The 14,171-nt window shown below is 62.7% G+C and carries 19 protein-coding genes; 13 read left to right on the top strand and 6 right to left on the bottom strand.

The genetic code is table 11. The features are described 5' to 3' along the window. Positions 1–3 precede the first annotated feature (3 nt). Positions 4–1,713, top strand: a complete 1,710-nt coding sequence (locus AC2FMD_RS05100; protein WP_496794764.1) for a hypothetical protein — start codon at positions 4–6, stop codon at positions 1,711–1,713. 130 nt (positions 1,714–1,843) lie between these two features. On the opposite strand, the gene AC2FMD_RS05095 is transcribed toward AC2FMD_RS05100, so the two are convergent. The 5 genes from AC2FMD_RS05095 to nthA all read right to left on the bottom strand — a co-directional run bounded on the left by AC2FMD_RS05095 (position 1,844) and on the right by nthA (position 5,214). Continuing rightward, the gene (locus AC2FMD_RS05095; RefSeq protein ID WP_496680284.1) at positions 1,844–2,086 is read right to left on the bottom strand and encodes a DUF2842 domain-containing protein; all 243 of its coding nucleotides are present in this window, start codon (positions 2,084–2,086) and stop codon (positions 1,844–1,846) included. Next, positions 2,086–3,381 (bottom strand): adenylosuccinate synthase, encoded by a 1,296-nt coding sequence (locus AC2FMD_RS05090; protein WP_496742347.1) that lies wholly within the window; start codon positions 3,379–3,381, stop codon positions 2,086–2,088. The genes AC2FMD_RS05095 and AC2FMD_RS05090 overlap by 1 nt, the downstream gene beginning before the upstream one ends. Positions 3,382–3,593: 212 nt before the next feature. Then, positions 3,594–3,929 carry a nitrile hydratase accessory protein gene (locus AC2FMD_RS05085; RefSeq protein ID WP_496742348.1) on the bottom strand — a complete coding sequence of 112 codons (336 nt, stop codon included), beginning with the start codon at positions 3,927–3,929 and terminating at the stop codon, positions 3,594–3,596. Beyond that, positions 3,926–4,603 carry a nitrile hydratase subunit beta gene (nthB, locus tag AC2FMD_RS05080; protein ID WP_496742349.1) on the bottom strand — a complete coding sequence of 226 codons (678 nt, stop codon included), beginning with the start codon at positions 4,601–4,603 and terminating at the stop codon, positions 3,926–3,928. Before nthB ends, AC2FMD_RS05085 begins: the two co-directional genes overlap by 4 nt. Further along, positions 4,600–5,214: a nitrile hydratase subunit alpha gene (gene nthA, locus AC2FMD_RS05075; protein ID WP_496742350.1), complete on the bottom strand. Its 615-nt coding sequence runs from the start codon at positions 5,212–5,214 to the stop codon at positions 4,600–4,602. Before nthA ends, nthB begins: the two co-directional genes overlap by 4 nt. 149 nt (positions 5,215–5,363) lie before the next feature. Here nthA and secG point away from each other — a divergent pair, with 149 nt between their 5' ends. The 10 genes from secG (at position 5,364) to AC2FMD_RS05025 (ending at position 13,061) form a co-directional block, all read left to right on the top strand. Beyond that, entirely contained in the window at positions 5,364–5,729 is a 366-nt protein-coding gene (secG, locus tag AC2FMD_RS05070; RefSeq protein WP_496680278.1) for a preprotein translocase subunit SecG, read from the top strand. A 158-nt stretch (positions 5,730–5,887) separates the two neighbouring features. After that, the gene (gene pyrG, locus AC2FMD_RS05065; RefSeq protein ID WP_496742351.1) at positions 5,888–7,531 is read left to right on the top strand and encodes a CTP synthase; all 1,644 of its coding nucleotides are present in this window, start codon (positions 5,888–5,890) and stop codon (positions 7,529–7,531) included. A gap of 78 nt (positions 7,532–7,609) precedes the next feature. After that, positions 7,610–7,903 (top strand): DUF1330 domain-containing protein, encoded by a 294-nt coding sequence (locus AC2FMD_RS05060; protein ID WP_496742352.1) that lies wholly within the window; start codon positions 7,610–7,612, stop codon positions 7,901–7,903. 42 nt (positions 7,904–7,945) lie between these two features. Further along, positions 7,946–8,395, top strand: a complete 450-nt coding sequence (locus AC2FMD_RS05055) for a tellurite resistance TerB family protein (protein WP_496680273.1) — start codon at positions 7,946–7,948, stop codon at positions 8,393–8,395. Positions 8,396–8,415: 20 nt separating this feature from the next. Beyond that, positions 8,416–8,853, top strand: coding sequence for a tellurite resistance TerB family protein (locus tag AC2FMD_RS05050; RefSeq protein WP_496794763.1), 438 nt, complete (start codon positions 8,416–8,418; stop codon positions 8,851–8,853). A 5-nt stretch (positions 8,854–8,858) separates the two neighbouring features. Then, entirely contained in the window at positions 8,859–9,602 is a 744-nt protein-coding gene (locus AC2FMD_RS05045) for a phosphate/phosphite/phosphonate ABC transporter substrate-binding protein (RefSeq protein ID WP_496742361.1), read from the top strand. Positions 9,603–9,730: 128 nt separating this feature from the next. Then, positions 9,731–10,507: an ABC transporter ATP-binding protein gene (locus AC2FMD_RS05040; RefSeq protein ID WP_496680271.1), complete on the top strand. Its 777-nt coding sequence runs from the start codon at positions 9,731–9,733 to the stop codon at positions 10,505–10,507. A gap of 32 nt (positions 10,508–10,539) precedes the next feature. Then, on the top strand, positions 10,540–11,289 hold the full coding sequence (locus tag AC2FMD_RS05035; protein WP_496680270.1) for a transporter substrate-binding domain-containing protein: 750 nt from the start codon (positions 10,540–10,542) through the stop codon (positions 11,287–11,289). Positions 11,290–11,370: 81 nt separating this feature from the next. Continuing rightward, positions 11,371–12,258, top strand: coding sequence for an ABC transporter permease (locus AC2FMD_RS05030; protein WP_480633320.1), 888 nt, complete (start codon positions 11,371–11,373; stop codon positions 12,256–12,258). Then, positions 12,255–13,061: an ABC transporter permease gene (locus tag AC2FMD_RS05025; RefSeq protein ID WP_496680269.1), complete on the top strand. Its 807-nt coding sequence runs from the start codon at positions 12,255–12,257 to the stop codon at positions 13,059–13,061. The genes AC2FMD_RS05030 and AC2FMD_RS05025 overlap by 4 nt, the downstream gene beginning before the upstream one ends. 11 nt (positions 13,062–13,072) lie before the next feature. On the opposite strand, the gene AC2FMD_RS05020 is transcribed toward AC2FMD_RS05025, so the two are convergent. Continuing rightward, positions 13,073–13,462: a MerR family transcriptional regulator gene (locus AC2FMD_RS05020; protein WP_496742354.1), complete on the bottom strand. Its 390-nt coding sequence runs from the start codon at positions 13,460–13,462 to the stop codon at positions 13,073–13,075. Between the two features lie 88 nt (positions 13,463–13,550). Here AC2FMD_RS05020 and AC2FMD_RS05015 point away from each other — a divergent pair, with 88 nt between their 5' ends. Both AC2FMD_RS05015 and AC2FMD_RS05010 read left to right on the top strand, forming a co-directional pair. Further along, the gene (locus AC2FMD_RS05015) at positions 13,551–13,883 is read left to right on the top strand and encodes a hypothetical protein (protein WP_496711863.1); all 333 of its coding nucleotides are present in this window, start codon (positions 13,551–13,553) and stop codon (positions 13,881–13,883) included. A gap of 4 nt (positions 13,884–13,887) precedes the next feature. Next, positions 13,888–14,112: a GDCCVxC domain-containing (seleno)protein gene (locus AC2FMD_RS05010; RefSeq protein ID WP_496794762.1), complete on the top strand. Its 225-nt coding sequence runs from the start codon at positions 13,888–13,890 to the stop codon at positions 14,110–14,112. The last annotated feature ends 59 nt before the right edge of the window (positions 14,113–14,171 follow it).

The raw sequence follows: 14,171 nt of genomic DNA, 5'->3' as shown, positions 1-14,171 counted from the left end.
CTGATGGTACAGAACAACAAGGTATTGACCGTTTCCTACGGGACTTTTTCCTGCACGCTGGAAGGGTTCGACGATTCCTTCGAAACGATGAAGGCGATTGCGGAATATTTCCGCGATCTCGCCGCAGAAGATCGCTATTTCGGTTCTGAACCTCCGCAACCCGACGCCGAGATGCTGGCCCGCATCGCGCAACGAGACACCGCGCGCCACGTCGAGGCCCGCCCCGGCGAGAACGGGTTGCTGCTGCGCGCCTCGGATCGCCCCCCTTCGGCCGCACCGCACCCCATGACTGCTGACACCCGGACCCCCTCCATGACCCCTCCCCTGTCTGACCCGCAAGACCCAGCCGCGCGCCCTGCGGCGCCGCCCCCGGCTGCGGACAGCATCGCCGCGAAACTGCAGCGTATCCGCGCGGTGGTTTCCCACGGCGACCACCCCCCCACGCCTTACGCAGAAGAAGATGAGACCGGCTTTCTGGCTGCAACCGAACCCCAGGTCGACGCCATTTCGGCTGCTTTTGAAACGGGCGCCTTGGCCCCGGACGATCTGGAAACGGTGGCCGGTTCGGATCCGGCGGCAGCCAGCCCCCGGCAGCCCGACACCCCGTCCACCACCGGTGCGGAACCAATCATGGCCCAGCCGGACGACCATGTGGAAAGCGCTGCAGAAACCGGTGCCTCCGTTGAGTTGGTCGATCAGACTGACGTGGAACCCGACCTGCCGCTTCAAGACACAGATGCCGACGACGATTTGTCCGTTGAACCGCCCCAGGCCGAGGCGGCAGAGACCGAGGACAACGGGTCTGACGAGATGGCGCCCGCGGCGCCTTCCACCCCGATCGAACCGGAAGCAGCGGCCGAAGAAGCCCTGTTCGAGGATATCGAGGACGACGCCCAGCCCGATGTCGACGACATCCTCAACATTCTGGGCGAAGACGAAAACTCGGATGACACCAAAGAGGCAACCGGCACCCTGACGGTCGAGGATGAGGAAAACATCCTGCGCGAAATTTCCGCGATCGAGTCCGAAATGGAAGCGCCGGCCGACCACGCGGACGACGACGAACTGGACACGGATGTTCTGCGCCTGCTGCAGAAGGCGGATGCCGAACTGGGTGACCCGGCCACTGCCGACACGCGAGAAACCTATTCGCACCTGCGCACGGCCGTCGCGGCCACCGAAGCCGAGCGCGAGGCGACCGGTGACAATGCGGCTTCCGAGGACGAAAAATACCGCGGCGATCTGGCCTCGGTCGTCAGCCCGCGCCGCCCCGAGATTCGAGTAACCAGCATGCGCCCGGAATCGGATACGGCCGCCCCCCTCAAGCTGGTGGCCGAGCAGCGGGTCGACAAGGACGCCCCAGAGGCGGGCCCGGTGACCCCGCGCCGCGTGACCGCCGAACCGGCGGACTCGTCACCCGATGAAGGCGGGTTTGCCCGGTTCGCGCAAGAACAGGGCGCACAGTCACTGCCCGAACTGCTCGAGGCCGCGGCCGCCTACCTGTCGTTCATCGAGGGCCAGGAACAGTTCTCGCGCCCTCAGTTGATGAACAAGGTTCGCGCCCTGAAGCAAGACGAATTCAACCGCGAGGAAAGCTTGCGGTCGTTCGGCCAGCTGCTGCGCGACGGCAAAATCGAAAAAGCCGGCGGAGGGCGCTTTGCCGCCTCGAACCAGATCGGCTTCCGGCCCGAGGACAAACGCGCCGCGGGCTGACAAGACCCCCACAACTGACCAATCGGGCCGGAGACATTTCTCCGGCCTTTTTTGGTGCGGCTGACATGGGTTCTTTTGGGAAGCCGGTCGCGCCCCGATCACGCGGCTTTGATCAGGGCCAGTGGTGCACTTACTCCTGCTCTTGGTCAGGGTCGGCCTGCCCCACCCCCCTGAACACGAATTTGAACGGAAGCGCCCACAGGATCCCAAGCCCGACATAAACCAAAAGTTCCAGCCAGATAGGAGGACGGTCCAGCCAGTTCAACACGGTGACGACGGCCACGATGTAGAGCGGCAGCCCCACCAGCAGCAGCACCAATGACCACCGCCTGCGCGCCTTGTAGCTGAGACCGGTTTCTTGTTGCCTGCGCATCAGTCTGCAAACGGGTCGGTCACCAGGATGGTGTCGTCCCGCTCCGGGCTGGTGGACAACAAGGCCACCGGGCACTCGATCAGTTCTTCGACCCGACGCACGTATTTGATCGCGTTGGCCGGAAGATCCGCCCAACTGCGCGCACCTTCGGTGGACTCGCTCCAGCCCGGCAACTCCTCATAGATCGGCTTGCAGCGCGCCTGCTGCTCGGCGGCCGTGGGCAGATAGTCCAAGCGCTGCCCATCCAAATCATAGCCAACACAGATCTTCAGCGTGTCAAAACCATCCAGAACGTCCAGCTTGGTCAGCGAAATACCGTTGACCCCGCTGGTTGCACAGGTCTGGCGCACCAGACAGGCGTCGAACCAACCGCAACGCCGCTTGCGTCCAGTGGTGGTCCCGAACTCGTGCCCGCGCTCACCCAGGCGCTGCCCGTCCGCGTCATACAACTCGGTCGGGAAAGGCCCTTCACCCACCCGGGTCGTATAGGCCTTGACGATACCCAGAACGAAATCGATGGATCCGGGTCCAATGCCTACGCCCGTCGCGGCCTGGCCGGCGATCACGTTTGACGATGTCACGAACGGGTAGGTACCGAAATCAATGTCCAGCAACGCACCTTGTGCGCCCTCGAACAGGATGCGCTTGCCCGCCTTGCGCTTTTCGTTGAGCACTTTCCAGACCGGGGCGGCAAACGGAAGAATCTGCTGCGCGACATCCTTCAGTTGAGCGATCAGGGCATCGCGATCGACCGGAGCAATACCCAACCCCCTGCGGAGGGGGTCATGATGCTGCAATGCCCGGTCGACCCGGGTCTCCAGTGTCGCATCATCCGCAAGATCGGCCACCCGCACCGAGCGGCGCCCCACCTTGTCTTCATAGGCCGGCCCGATTCCACGGCCAGTCGTGCCGATCTTGGTCCCTTTGCTTGCGGCCTCTTCGCGCGCCCGGTCCAACTCTCCGTGAATCGGCAGGATCAAGGGTGTATTCTCGGCAATCATCAACGTTTCGGGCGTGATCTCGACCCCCTGCCCGCGAATCGTCTCTATCTCTTCCAAGAGGTGCCACGGATCCAGCACGACCCCGTTGCCGATGACACTCAGCTTGCCGCCACGCACCACTCCTGACGGCAGGGCGTGCAGCTTGTAGACCTTGCCGTCGATAACCAACGTATGCCCGGCGTTGTGCCCGCCCTGAAAACGCGCGATCACGTCTGCCCGCTCGCTCAGCCAGTCGACGATCTTGCCTTTTCCTTCGTCGCCCCATTGGGCGCCGACAACAACAACATTGGCCATATCCGGTCCTTTTGTGCTGATTTTCCAAACTCGGCCCGTATAACGAGGCACAGGCAGCAGGGAAACCGGTATTTCGACGCAGTGTTCGATCGCGCTGGCGCGCGATGCCTCCGGTGGGGATATTTTGGGCCGGATGAACATTGGCCGCAAATTTCATCTGGCCATAAATATCCTGGGGGAGTCGCCCGGAACGAGCGGCGGGGGCAGAGCCCCTATTCGCGAGTAAGTCGAACTGGGTGCCCGTGTGGAGTGCTCAGAAACGCAACCCTCCAAGCCTCGGACACAGCATCAAGTTCATTGCGCTCGGCGGCACCTGAGGATACCAAAAGTGTCTCGAGCGTTTCTAGCCAAGCTAGGAAATAGTCATTGCCGCCATCCAGTTCGCGGGCGACACCGTGCCGCGTCAAAGTGGTCGAAAAGGCATTCGTCCATTCAGCCCAGGAAAACCTCCCCGCCTCGTTCAGCGCAACCGTGGTGGCGAACAACTGTGCGTGCCAGGGTTGCTCGAACACCATGTCGGGCCGGATTGGTGGTGGGCATGTGGTCATGGCGGCTCCAGATAGCTTTGCCAAAGGTCAAGGATGACCTCGTCCTGTGGGCTTTCGGGGTGCGTCCAAAGTTGCGAGGCCCGAAACGCGACGGCGTAGAGCGGCTCAGGCGCTTCACCCAGTCCGTGGGCGCTGGAATCCGGCAGCACGTGACACCCGTGAACGCGCAAGATCCGCCCCTGCGCTCCGGCGGCATATTTCGGCAATCGGGTATGACCGCCATCGACCAATCGGTTCCCCGCCGGTCGGCGCGTACGCACCACCTGACCAACCTTGAATTCGACCTCGACGTTCGAAGGACGGTCGGCCGGACCACCCATGGCCAGAACTTTTTCCACAGCGCCGGCTTGCAGCGCCCGAACCGCCAACGGATGTTCCACCTTGGTGTCCACCCCGCGCAGCTCGTCCAGGCTGAGCACACCCGTTTCGACCAACAGGTCAGCCAGGGCCGAGATCCATTTTTCGTAATAGGAAAACCGCGCATAGTCTTGCGGCGACAACCGCTCGCGCGCATGGCGCGCGGTGTCAATGTTCCATTGCCCCAACGCGCCCGCGGCCAGCGTGACGGCAAGCGCCCGGGCGTGCCACTTCTCGGCGAAAACCGGGGCCTCCTGCGGCTCGGGCCGGACCCGGCCATCCCCGAACCGGCCACCCATATCATGCGCGCGCGTCATGCCGGCACCTTGGGCAGCCCGGTGCCGATCATGCTGTCGCGGGTCACCAGCGCCGTAATCTCGTCCTCGCTCATCCCCTCAGTGCCCGGCGGCCTCATCGGAAGGACGAGGTAGCGTATCTCGGCTGTCGAATCCCACACGCGTACCGCCGTCTCAGACGGCAGATTTACGCCGAACTCTGCCAAAACCTTTCGCGGCTCGCGCACCGCGCGGGCGCGATAGGCGTCTGACTTGTACCAGGTGGGCGGAATCCCCAGCAGCGGCCACGGATAGCAGCTGCACAGGGTGCAGACGACCATGTTGTGCTGCTGTGGCGTGTTCTCGACCACCACAATGTGCTCTCCTTGCCGCCCGTAATAGCCCAGTTCGGCGATCAGCGGCGTCGCATGCTTTAGCAGCCCGGACTTGAACTCTGGATCGGCCCATGCCTTTGCAACAACGCGCGCACCATTCTGCGGACCAATCCGGTTTTGATAGATGTCAATGATCTCATCCAGAGCCGCCGGGTCGATCAGGCCCTTGCGGATGAGAACCGTTTCCAGCGCTTTCACGCGCAGGGCGGGTTCGGGTGGCAGCAGGGCGTGCGGATGATCGGGGTGGTCATGTGGCATGGCCAAAGCCTGCGCGATGCACCGCGTCCTGTCCACATCTTTCGATGCAAAATCGCGGATCGATCCGGCTGCGGGAAACTCGTGACTTGCCCCCGCCCCCAAACTTGCTTAAGTACCCGGCGATACACGCCACGCCGTACAGGACCACCATGGAAAACGTCGTTCTCATCATCCACCTTCTTCTGGCCCTTGGCCTGATTGCCGTTGTCCTGATGCAGCGGTCCGAGGGCGGCGGCTTGGGGATGGGCGGCGGTGGCGGCGGCGCCATGACCGGCCGCGCAGCCGCGACGGCGCTGGGCAAACTGACCTGGATTCTTGCGGCCTGTTTCATCGTCACCTCGATCACGCTGACGATTCTGGCGGCGCAGAAATCGGCTGGCACGTCGGTCATCGATCGTCTGGGCGTTCCGGCTCCGGTGGAAACCGAAGAAACCACACCGTTGGTTCCGCCGGCCGAAGATCTGCTGCCTCCGGCGCAGGGCGACAATGCCCCGCTGATCCCGCAGGCCGACTGATCCACAAAACCTAGAAATCTGAAAGAGAACGGCAACAGCATCTTGCGGTTCTCTTGCGCTTTTGGCGCGAATCCTTTATACGTGAAGTCCCGTGATGCTGCGGTTTTTCAGGCCGCCGGGCAGTTGGTAATGACGTCTCACGGGAGCAGCCGAAAAACATGGCGCGTTTTATTTTCATCACTGGTGGTGTTGTTTCGTCGCTGGGCAAGGGGCTGGCCTCGGCCGCACTGGGCGCGTTGCTGCAGGCACGCGGATATTCGGTGCGTCTACGCAAACTCGACCCCTACCTGAACGTCGATCCCGGCACCATGTCGCCGTTCGAACATGGCGAGGTCTTCGTCACCGATGACGGCGCAGAAACCGACCTAGACCTGGGTCACTATGAACGCTTCACCGGCGTTCCGGCACGCAAGACCGATTCCATTTCCTCAGGCCGCATCTACATGAACGTGCTCGAGAAGGAGCGCCGCGGCGACTATCTGGGCAAGACCATCCAGGTGATCCCGCACGTCACCAACGAGATCAAGGATTTCATCGCCATCGGCGAGGATGAGGTCGATTTCATGCTTTGCGAAATCGGCGGCACCGTGGGCGACATCGAGGGCCTGCCCTTTTTCGAGGCAATCCGCCAGTTCAGCCAAGACAAGCCGCGCGGACAGTGCATCTTTATGCACCTGACCCTGCTGCCCTACATCAAGGCCAGCGGAGAACTGAAAACCAAACCCACCCAGCACTCGGTCAAGGAACTGCGCTCGATCGGTCTGGCCCCCGACATCCTGGTCTGCCGTTCCGAAGGTCCGATCCCGCAGAAAGAGCGCGAAAAGCTGGCCCTGTTCTGCAACGTCCGCCCCGATGCAGTGATTGCCGCGCAGGATCTCTCGACCATCTATGACGCGCCGCTGGCCTACCACAAGGAAGGGCTGGATCAGGCGGTGCTGGACGCTTTCCAGATCAGCCCGGCCCCCAAGCCCGACCTGTCGAAATGGGAAGACGTCAGCGACCGCATCCACAACGCAGAAGGCGAGGTGAAGGTGGCCATCGTCGGCAAATACACCCAGCTGGAAGACGCCTATAAATCGATTGCCGAAGCGCTGACCCACGGCGGCATGGCCAACCGCGTCAAGGTCAAGGTCGAATGGGTCGATGCCGAGATCTTCGACACCGAGGACCCCGGTCCGCATCTGGAAGGCTTCCACGCCATTCTGGTGCCGGGTGGATTCGGCGAGCGTGGCACCGAGGGCAAGATCAAAGCCGCGCAATACGCCCGCGAACATCAGGTTCCCTACCTGGGCATCTGCCTGGGCATGCAGATGGCGGTGATCGAGGCCGCCCGCAACGTGGCCGGCATCGCCGGCGCGGGCTCCGAGGAATTCGACCACGAGGCCGGCAAGAAGCGCTTTGAACCGGTGGTCTATCACCTCAAGGAATGGATCCAGGGTAACGCCAAGATCGAACGCAAGGTTGGCGATGACAAGGGCGGCACCATGCGCCTTGGCTCCTACAATGCGGTTCTGACCGAAGGCTCCAAGGTGGCCAAGGTCTATGGCACCTGCGACATCGAGGAACGCCACCGCCACCGCTACGAGGTGGACATCAAGTATCGTGAACAGCTCGAGAAGGCGGGGCTGAAATTCTCGGGCATGAGCCCCGACGGCCGCCTGCCGGAAATCGTCGAATGGGCGGACCACCCGTGGTTCATCGGCGTTCAGTATCACCCCGAACTGAAATCCAAGCCCTTCGACCCGCACCCGCTGTTCCGCGATTTCGTGCGCGCTGCGAAGGAAAGCTCGCGCCTGGTCTGACGCGCCCCTTCGGCTTGGGCTTGCTTTGCATTCCGTTCCGGGTCAATTTGACCCGGAAAAACCGCAGGGGGCAGTTTCATGGCCAAAGGATATTGGGTGGCGCATGTCGACGTGAACGATATGGAGGCCTACAGGAATTACATCGCCGCAAACGCCGAACCCTTCGCCGCCTATGGCGCGCGGTTCCTGGTGCGCGGGGGTCAGCGCCAAGTCAAGGAAGGTGCAGCCCGCGCCCGCACCGTGGTGATCGAATTCCCAAGCTACGAGGATGCGCTGGCCTGCTATGAAAGCGCGGGTTACCAGAAAGCCAAGGCCTTGCGCGATCCGGTCTCGCTGGGCGATCTGGTGATCATCGAAGGCTATGACGGGTAGCCCGGGCTTGGCGGACCACAAAATACGGAATAGTCTGCGCCAATGTTGAAAAAGTTCTTTCAGGCGTTTCGCCCGCAGCAACAGACCACCCTGCCCGATCCGGACACGGAACTGGCTCTAGGCGCGTTGCTGGTGCGCGTGGCTCAGGCCGACCGCGACTACAAGCTGGAAGAGATCCGGTTGATCGATCGCATCCTGGCGCGCCTGTACCAGCACAACGCGATCGAGGCCGCCCAGGTCCGCGCCACCTGCGAGAAGCTGCACGCCGCAGCCCCCGACACCGACACGTTCGGCAAGCTGATCCGCGAAACGACGGACTTGCAGGAGCGGCTGGCCGCGATGGAGGCCCTGTGGGAGGTGGTGCTGGCCGACGGAAACTCGGACGAGGGCGAGATCAAGATTGTGGAAGAGGCACGCATCGCCATGGGGCTCAGCTACAATGACAGCCAGGCCGCGCGCGAACGCGTGCAAAGCCGCTTGGACGCAGACTGAGCCGCCGCTATATCTGAGGCATGTTCAATGCCTTCCTGTCCCGGCTTACCCAGCCGCAGCCCGACCCACTGACCGATGACGACGCCCGGCTAGCGCTTGCCGCCCTGCTGGTGCGCCTGGCCCGGTCCGACGATGACTATGCCGACAGCGAAATGTCGCGCATCGACAAGGTTCTGGCTGCACGCTATGACCTGTCGCCGTTCGAGGCCGCAGGACTGCGTGCGCGGGCCGAGGACCTCGAGGCAGAAGCCCCCGACACCGTCCGTTTCACCCGTGCCATCAAGGATGCGGTGCCCTACGATCACCGCCTCAGCGTGGTTCAGGCGCTGTGGTCGGTGGCGCTGGCCGACGGTCAGCGCTCGCAGGATGAGGATTCGCTTTTGCGGCTGGTGGTCAGCCTTCTGGGCGTCAGCGACGTGGATTCGGCACGGGCCCGGCAGAAGGCCGCCAAATCGTGACCGCAATGCTGGGCATGTACGACATGCCCGCCCTTCGGCCCGTCAATGATCGCTTTTGGAGCCTGATTCGCGCGCATTTGGGCGAAGGTCCGGGCCAACTGACCCGTGATCGCGATTTCTGGGAAATCTGGCAGGACCCTGACCTAGTCTTTGCCCAGACCTGCGGCATGCCCTATCGCACCCGACTGCATGGCAAGGTGCATCTGGTTGGCACCCCCGATTATGGCCTGCCGGGTTGCCCGCCGGGGCACTATTGTTCGGTCTTCGTGGCCCGGGCCAATGATGCGCGTGATCTGCCCGAACTGGCCGCCTGCGTCCTTGCCTATAACGAGGCCCTGTCCCAATCGGGCTGGGCCGCCCCGGTCACGCATCTGTCCGAACTGGGCCTTGCACCGGCGCGCCTGCTGGAAACCGGTGGACACGCCCTGTCAGCGCAGGCCGTGGCCGACGGACATGCCGATTTTGCATCGCTGGACGCGCTGACATGGGTGCTGCTGCAAGAGCACACCGATCTGGGCCAGCGCCTGCGCCAAGTGGCAACCACGCGCCCCACCCCGGCGTTGCCCTACATCACCGCGATCACGCGCGATCCGGCCGCGGTCGCCGCCGCGGTTCGCGCCGCGATCTCAGACCTTTCCCCGGCCGATCGCGCGGCGCTGCACATCCACGGGTTGATCGACATTGCTCCCGATCTCTACCTTGCCGTTCCCAACCCGCCACCGCCCGCGGCGGTGGTGCCCGAAAGCTGACCAATTTGACCACTGTCCTTGGCCGAATCGGAGATTTCAGGTCTTGAACTTGTCATTTGCGCATTGCATTGCTCTGGTTTTTCAGCCCTAGTACCGCACCAACGCACTCAACAACACCAGGACGACCCGTGACCGACAGCACTCCCGTCATCGAGATCAGGAACCTGCACAAAAGCTTTGGCAATCTCGAAGTCCTCAAAGGAGTGGACATCACCGCCCATCGCGGCGACGTGGTGTCGCTGATCGGGTCATCGGGGTCGGGCAAATCCACCCTGCTGCGCTGCTGCAACCTGCTGGAAGACAGCCAGGAAGGCGAGATCCTGTTCAAGGGCGAGCCGGTGCGCTGGACGGGAACCCGCGACCATCGCCGCCCCGCCGATCCCAAGCAGGTGCTGCGCATTCGCACCAACCTGTCGATGGTGTTCCAGCAGTTCAACCTTTGGGCCCACATGACCATCCTGCAAAACGTGATGGAGGCCCCGATCACCGTGCTGGGCCGTGACCGGCACGAGGTCGAGGACAGCGCCCGCAGATATCTGGACAAGGTTGGCATCGGCGACAAATGCGACGCCTATCCGGCGCAGCTCTCGGGTGGCCAGCAACAGCGAGCCGCCATCGCGCGCGCGCTCTGCATGGAGCCCGAGGCGCTTCTGTTTGACGAACCGACCTCGGCGCTGGATCCCGAGCTGGAACAGGAAGTGATCAAGGTAATCAAGGATCTGGCCGCCGAAGGCCGCACCATGATCATCGTCACCCATGACATGCAGATGGCCGCCGACATCTCGAGCCACGTGGTGTTTCTGCACCAGGGCCTGATCGAAGAAGAAGGCTCGCCCGAAGATATCTTCTCCGCGCCCGAATCCGAACGGCTTCGGGGCTTTCTCTCCGCCACGATGGCGGCATAACATCAGAACAGAACCAAACAGGGGAGTTACCAATGAAAAACCTGATTCTGACCACCGCGGCACTGGCGCTTGGCGCCGGCATGGCCATGGCCGACACGGTCCGCATGGGCACTGAGGGCGCCTATCCTCCGTACAACTTCATCAACGACGCCGGCGAGATCGACGGCTTCGAGCGTGAAGTCGGCGACGAGCTGTGCAAACGCGCCCAGCTGGAATGCGAATGGGTCAAGAACGACTGGGATTCGATCATTCCGAACCTGGTGTCAGGCAACTACGACACCATCATCGCCGGCATGTCGATCACGGCCGAGCGTGACGAGGTCATCGACTTCACCCAGGACTACTACCCGCCGACCGCGTCGGCCTATGTGGCCACCTCGGCGGATGTTGACGTGACCGGTGGCGTTGTCGCTGCACAGACCGCGACCATCCAGGCCGGCCACGTGGCCGAGTCGGGCGCAACCCTGGTTGAATTCGCAACGCCCGAGGAAACCATCGCCGCCGTGCGCAACGGCGAAGCCGATGCCGTTCTGGCCGACCGCGACTATCTGGTGCCGCTTGTCGAGGAATCGAATGGCGAACTGGTCTTTGTCGGCGATCCAGTTCCGCTGGGCGGTGGCGTCGGTATGGGTCTGCGCGAAAGCGACACGGAGCTGCGTGAAAAATTCGATGCCGCGATTACCTCGATGAAACAGGACGGCACCCTGAACGAGATGCTGAAAAAGTGGTTCGGTGAGGATACCGCCACCTATGCACCTGACGGCTCGGTCGTCACCAACTAAGCATCCGGTCCTACGGTTCGGCGCCACGCGCGCCGAACCAATCCCGGCCTTGTGCTGGGCCTGACGTTCGAAAGACGCCTCATGTTTTCCTACTGCGCTGATCCCGACACGCTCGGCACTTTCCGCTGGTTTTCATGCTATCTGACCAACGGCGTGCACTGGTCGTTCTACTTGTCGTTCATCAAGGTTCTGGCCTTGCTGGCGGTGACGGCCCCGGTGGCGTTGGCCTTCGGTTTTGCGGGGGCCATGGCGGCCCGGTCGCATGTCCCGCCGCTAGGCTGGCTGGGCAAGGGCTATATCGCCATCGTGCGCGGGGTGCCCGACATTGCGTTTTTCCTGTTCTTCGTGATCGCCCTGGACCAGGGTTTCGAATGGATGCGGCACCAGGTGCTGTGTCCCGACTGGACCGATCCGATCCGTCAGGGCAACGATTTCCTCGTCTGCCCCGCCGCCAAGCTGCCGCTGGGCACCGCACCGGAATGGGTGCACGAAACCTACGGCTTTTTCCTGGCCGTCATCACCTTTTCGATCGTTTTCGGCGCCTTCGCCGCCAACGTGCTGTTCGGCGGCATGCGCGCCGTGCCGCTGGCGCAGCTTGAAACCGCCGAGGCCTATGGCATGACCCGCCGCCAGACCTTCTGGCGCATTCTCGTGCCGCAGATGTGGGTCTATGCTCTGCCCGGCCTGTCGAACCTGTGGATGGTGCTGATCAAGGCCACGCCCCTGCTGTTCCTGCTGGGGGTCGAGGACATCGTCTATTGGGCGCGCGAGTTGGGCGGCACCAAGACCTCGAAATTCACCGCCTATCCGCATGGCGACTGGCGCATGTGGTACTTCCTGTTCCTGCTGGTTTTTTACCTTGGCATGACCCGCGTTTCCGAGATTGGCCTTGAACGGCTGATGCGCCGCCTGTCGCATGGCCAGGCGACCTCGGGCGGAGAGCTGCTGCGTAAGGAGACCACCGCATGAGCTGCCTGCAGACCATCCAAGATTACGGCCTGCGCTCGATCGGCATCGGCGAGCGCCTGCTGCCGCGCAGCGATTTCACCCTATGCGAACAGTTCACCCTGATCGGTTCGGGGATGATCTGGAACATCTATTTCGGCGTGATGGCGCTGGCCACCGGGTTCTTCCTGGCCACGGCCGTGGCTCTGGGCAAGGCGTCCAGCCGCAAGTGGCTGCGAAAACCGTCCGAGTGGTTCATCTTCATCTTCCGCGGTTCGCCGCTGTTCATCCAGTTCTTCTTTGCCTACTTCCTGTTCCTGTCGCTCAAGAAGACCTATCCTATGTTCGACGCCTTCACCTCGGCCTGGCTGGGGGCGCTGATCGTGCTGTTCCTGAACACCGCCGCCTATTCGGGCGAGATCTTCTATGGCGCGCTGCGGTCGATTCCCAAGGGTGATATCGAGGCCGCCGATGCCTATGGCATGTCGGGTTGGTCGCGCTTCCGCCGGATCGTGTGGCCCACCATGCTGCGGTTGGCCTGGCCCGCCTACACGAACGAGGCGATTTTCCTGTTCCATGCCACAACGCTGGTCTTCTTCTCGGCCTTCCCGGCCTGGCAGCAACGCGGGGACGCGCTGTACTATGCCAGCTATTTCGCTGACAAGACGTTCAACCCGTTCGTCCCCTATCCGATCTTGGCGTTCTACTTCATCCTGCTGACGCTGGTGATCGTGGGCATGTTCGGCCTGATCAACAAGCGGCTGAACCGGCACCTGCCGGTGGCGCGCAAGGCCAAGATGCGGTTCCGCCTGAACCTGGCGCGCTGAGGCGCCGGGGCTCAGGCCATCCGCAACTGGCCCAGCATCCTGCAGTCCACCGACCCTTCGGCGCAATTGGCGGTCAGCTCGTCCAGGGCGGCTTGCAACCGTTGCAACTCGGCGATCTTGCGGCGTACGCTTTCCATGTGACGTTGCGCCAATGCGATGACCTCGGCGCAATCGGCCGCGCCGCCCTCGGACAGGTCCAGCAATGCCTTTGCGTCGCCCAGCGAAACCCCCAGGTCACGGCAGCGTTTCAGAAACCGCAACCGCCCAACATCCTGCGCGGAATACAGCCGCCGATTGTTGGTGGCCCGCGCCGGGCGCGGCACGATGCCTTCGCGCTCGTAATACCGGATGTTCTCAATCCCCACGCCGCTTTGACGGGCCGCTTCGCCGATCGCAATCATGTGACCTCTTTCGCTTGATCCTGTAGTGACTACAGGATTTGGACCTCTGCCCACGCGATGCGGCAATGCCGCAGGCCTTGAATAACGGATGAACAAGATGCGCGGATTTCTCGGCCTCAGCTTCGCCGGATCCCTGTCGGCCCTTAGTGTGGGCGCGTGCTGCATGCTGCCGATGACGATGATGTTGCTGGGCCTTGGCGGCAGTTGGCTGGCCGTCTTTGGCCAGATCATGGCGGTCAGCTACCATGTTCAGGCGGCCTCGACGGCACTGATCGCGACTGCGTGGCTGGTGGCCTGTCGGCGCAATGCTGTGCGCCATCTGGAATGGGGCTTGGCGGCCAGCACCGCGATGACTGCCGTCGCCTGGGTTGTCGTGTTCCACGAGGCCCGCATCAACGTATTTCTGATCCAGCCGATGTGAGACCATGACAGACAAGACCGTAACGCTTGAAAGCACCCTGACCTGCCCGGTCTGCGGCCACGCCCAGTCCGAGACCATGCCCACCGACGCCTGCCAGTGGTTTTATGAATGCAGCGTCTGCCAAACGGTGCTGAAACCCAAGCCGGGCGATTGCTGTGTCTACTGCTCGTACGGAACCGTGGCCTGCCCGCCCATTCAGCAGGGCGACAGCTGCTGTCGGATAATTTGATCAAATATCGTGACAAGGGCAAAAAGCTCGACTAGGTTTGCCGAAGCACAGCTACGGAG

The sequence above is a fragment of the Ruegeria sp. BHSC276 genome (assembly GCF_059612945.1).
The sequence above is the reverse complement of the archived record's forward strand: the minus strand, read 5'-3'. Positions and strand labels throughout refer to the sequence as shown.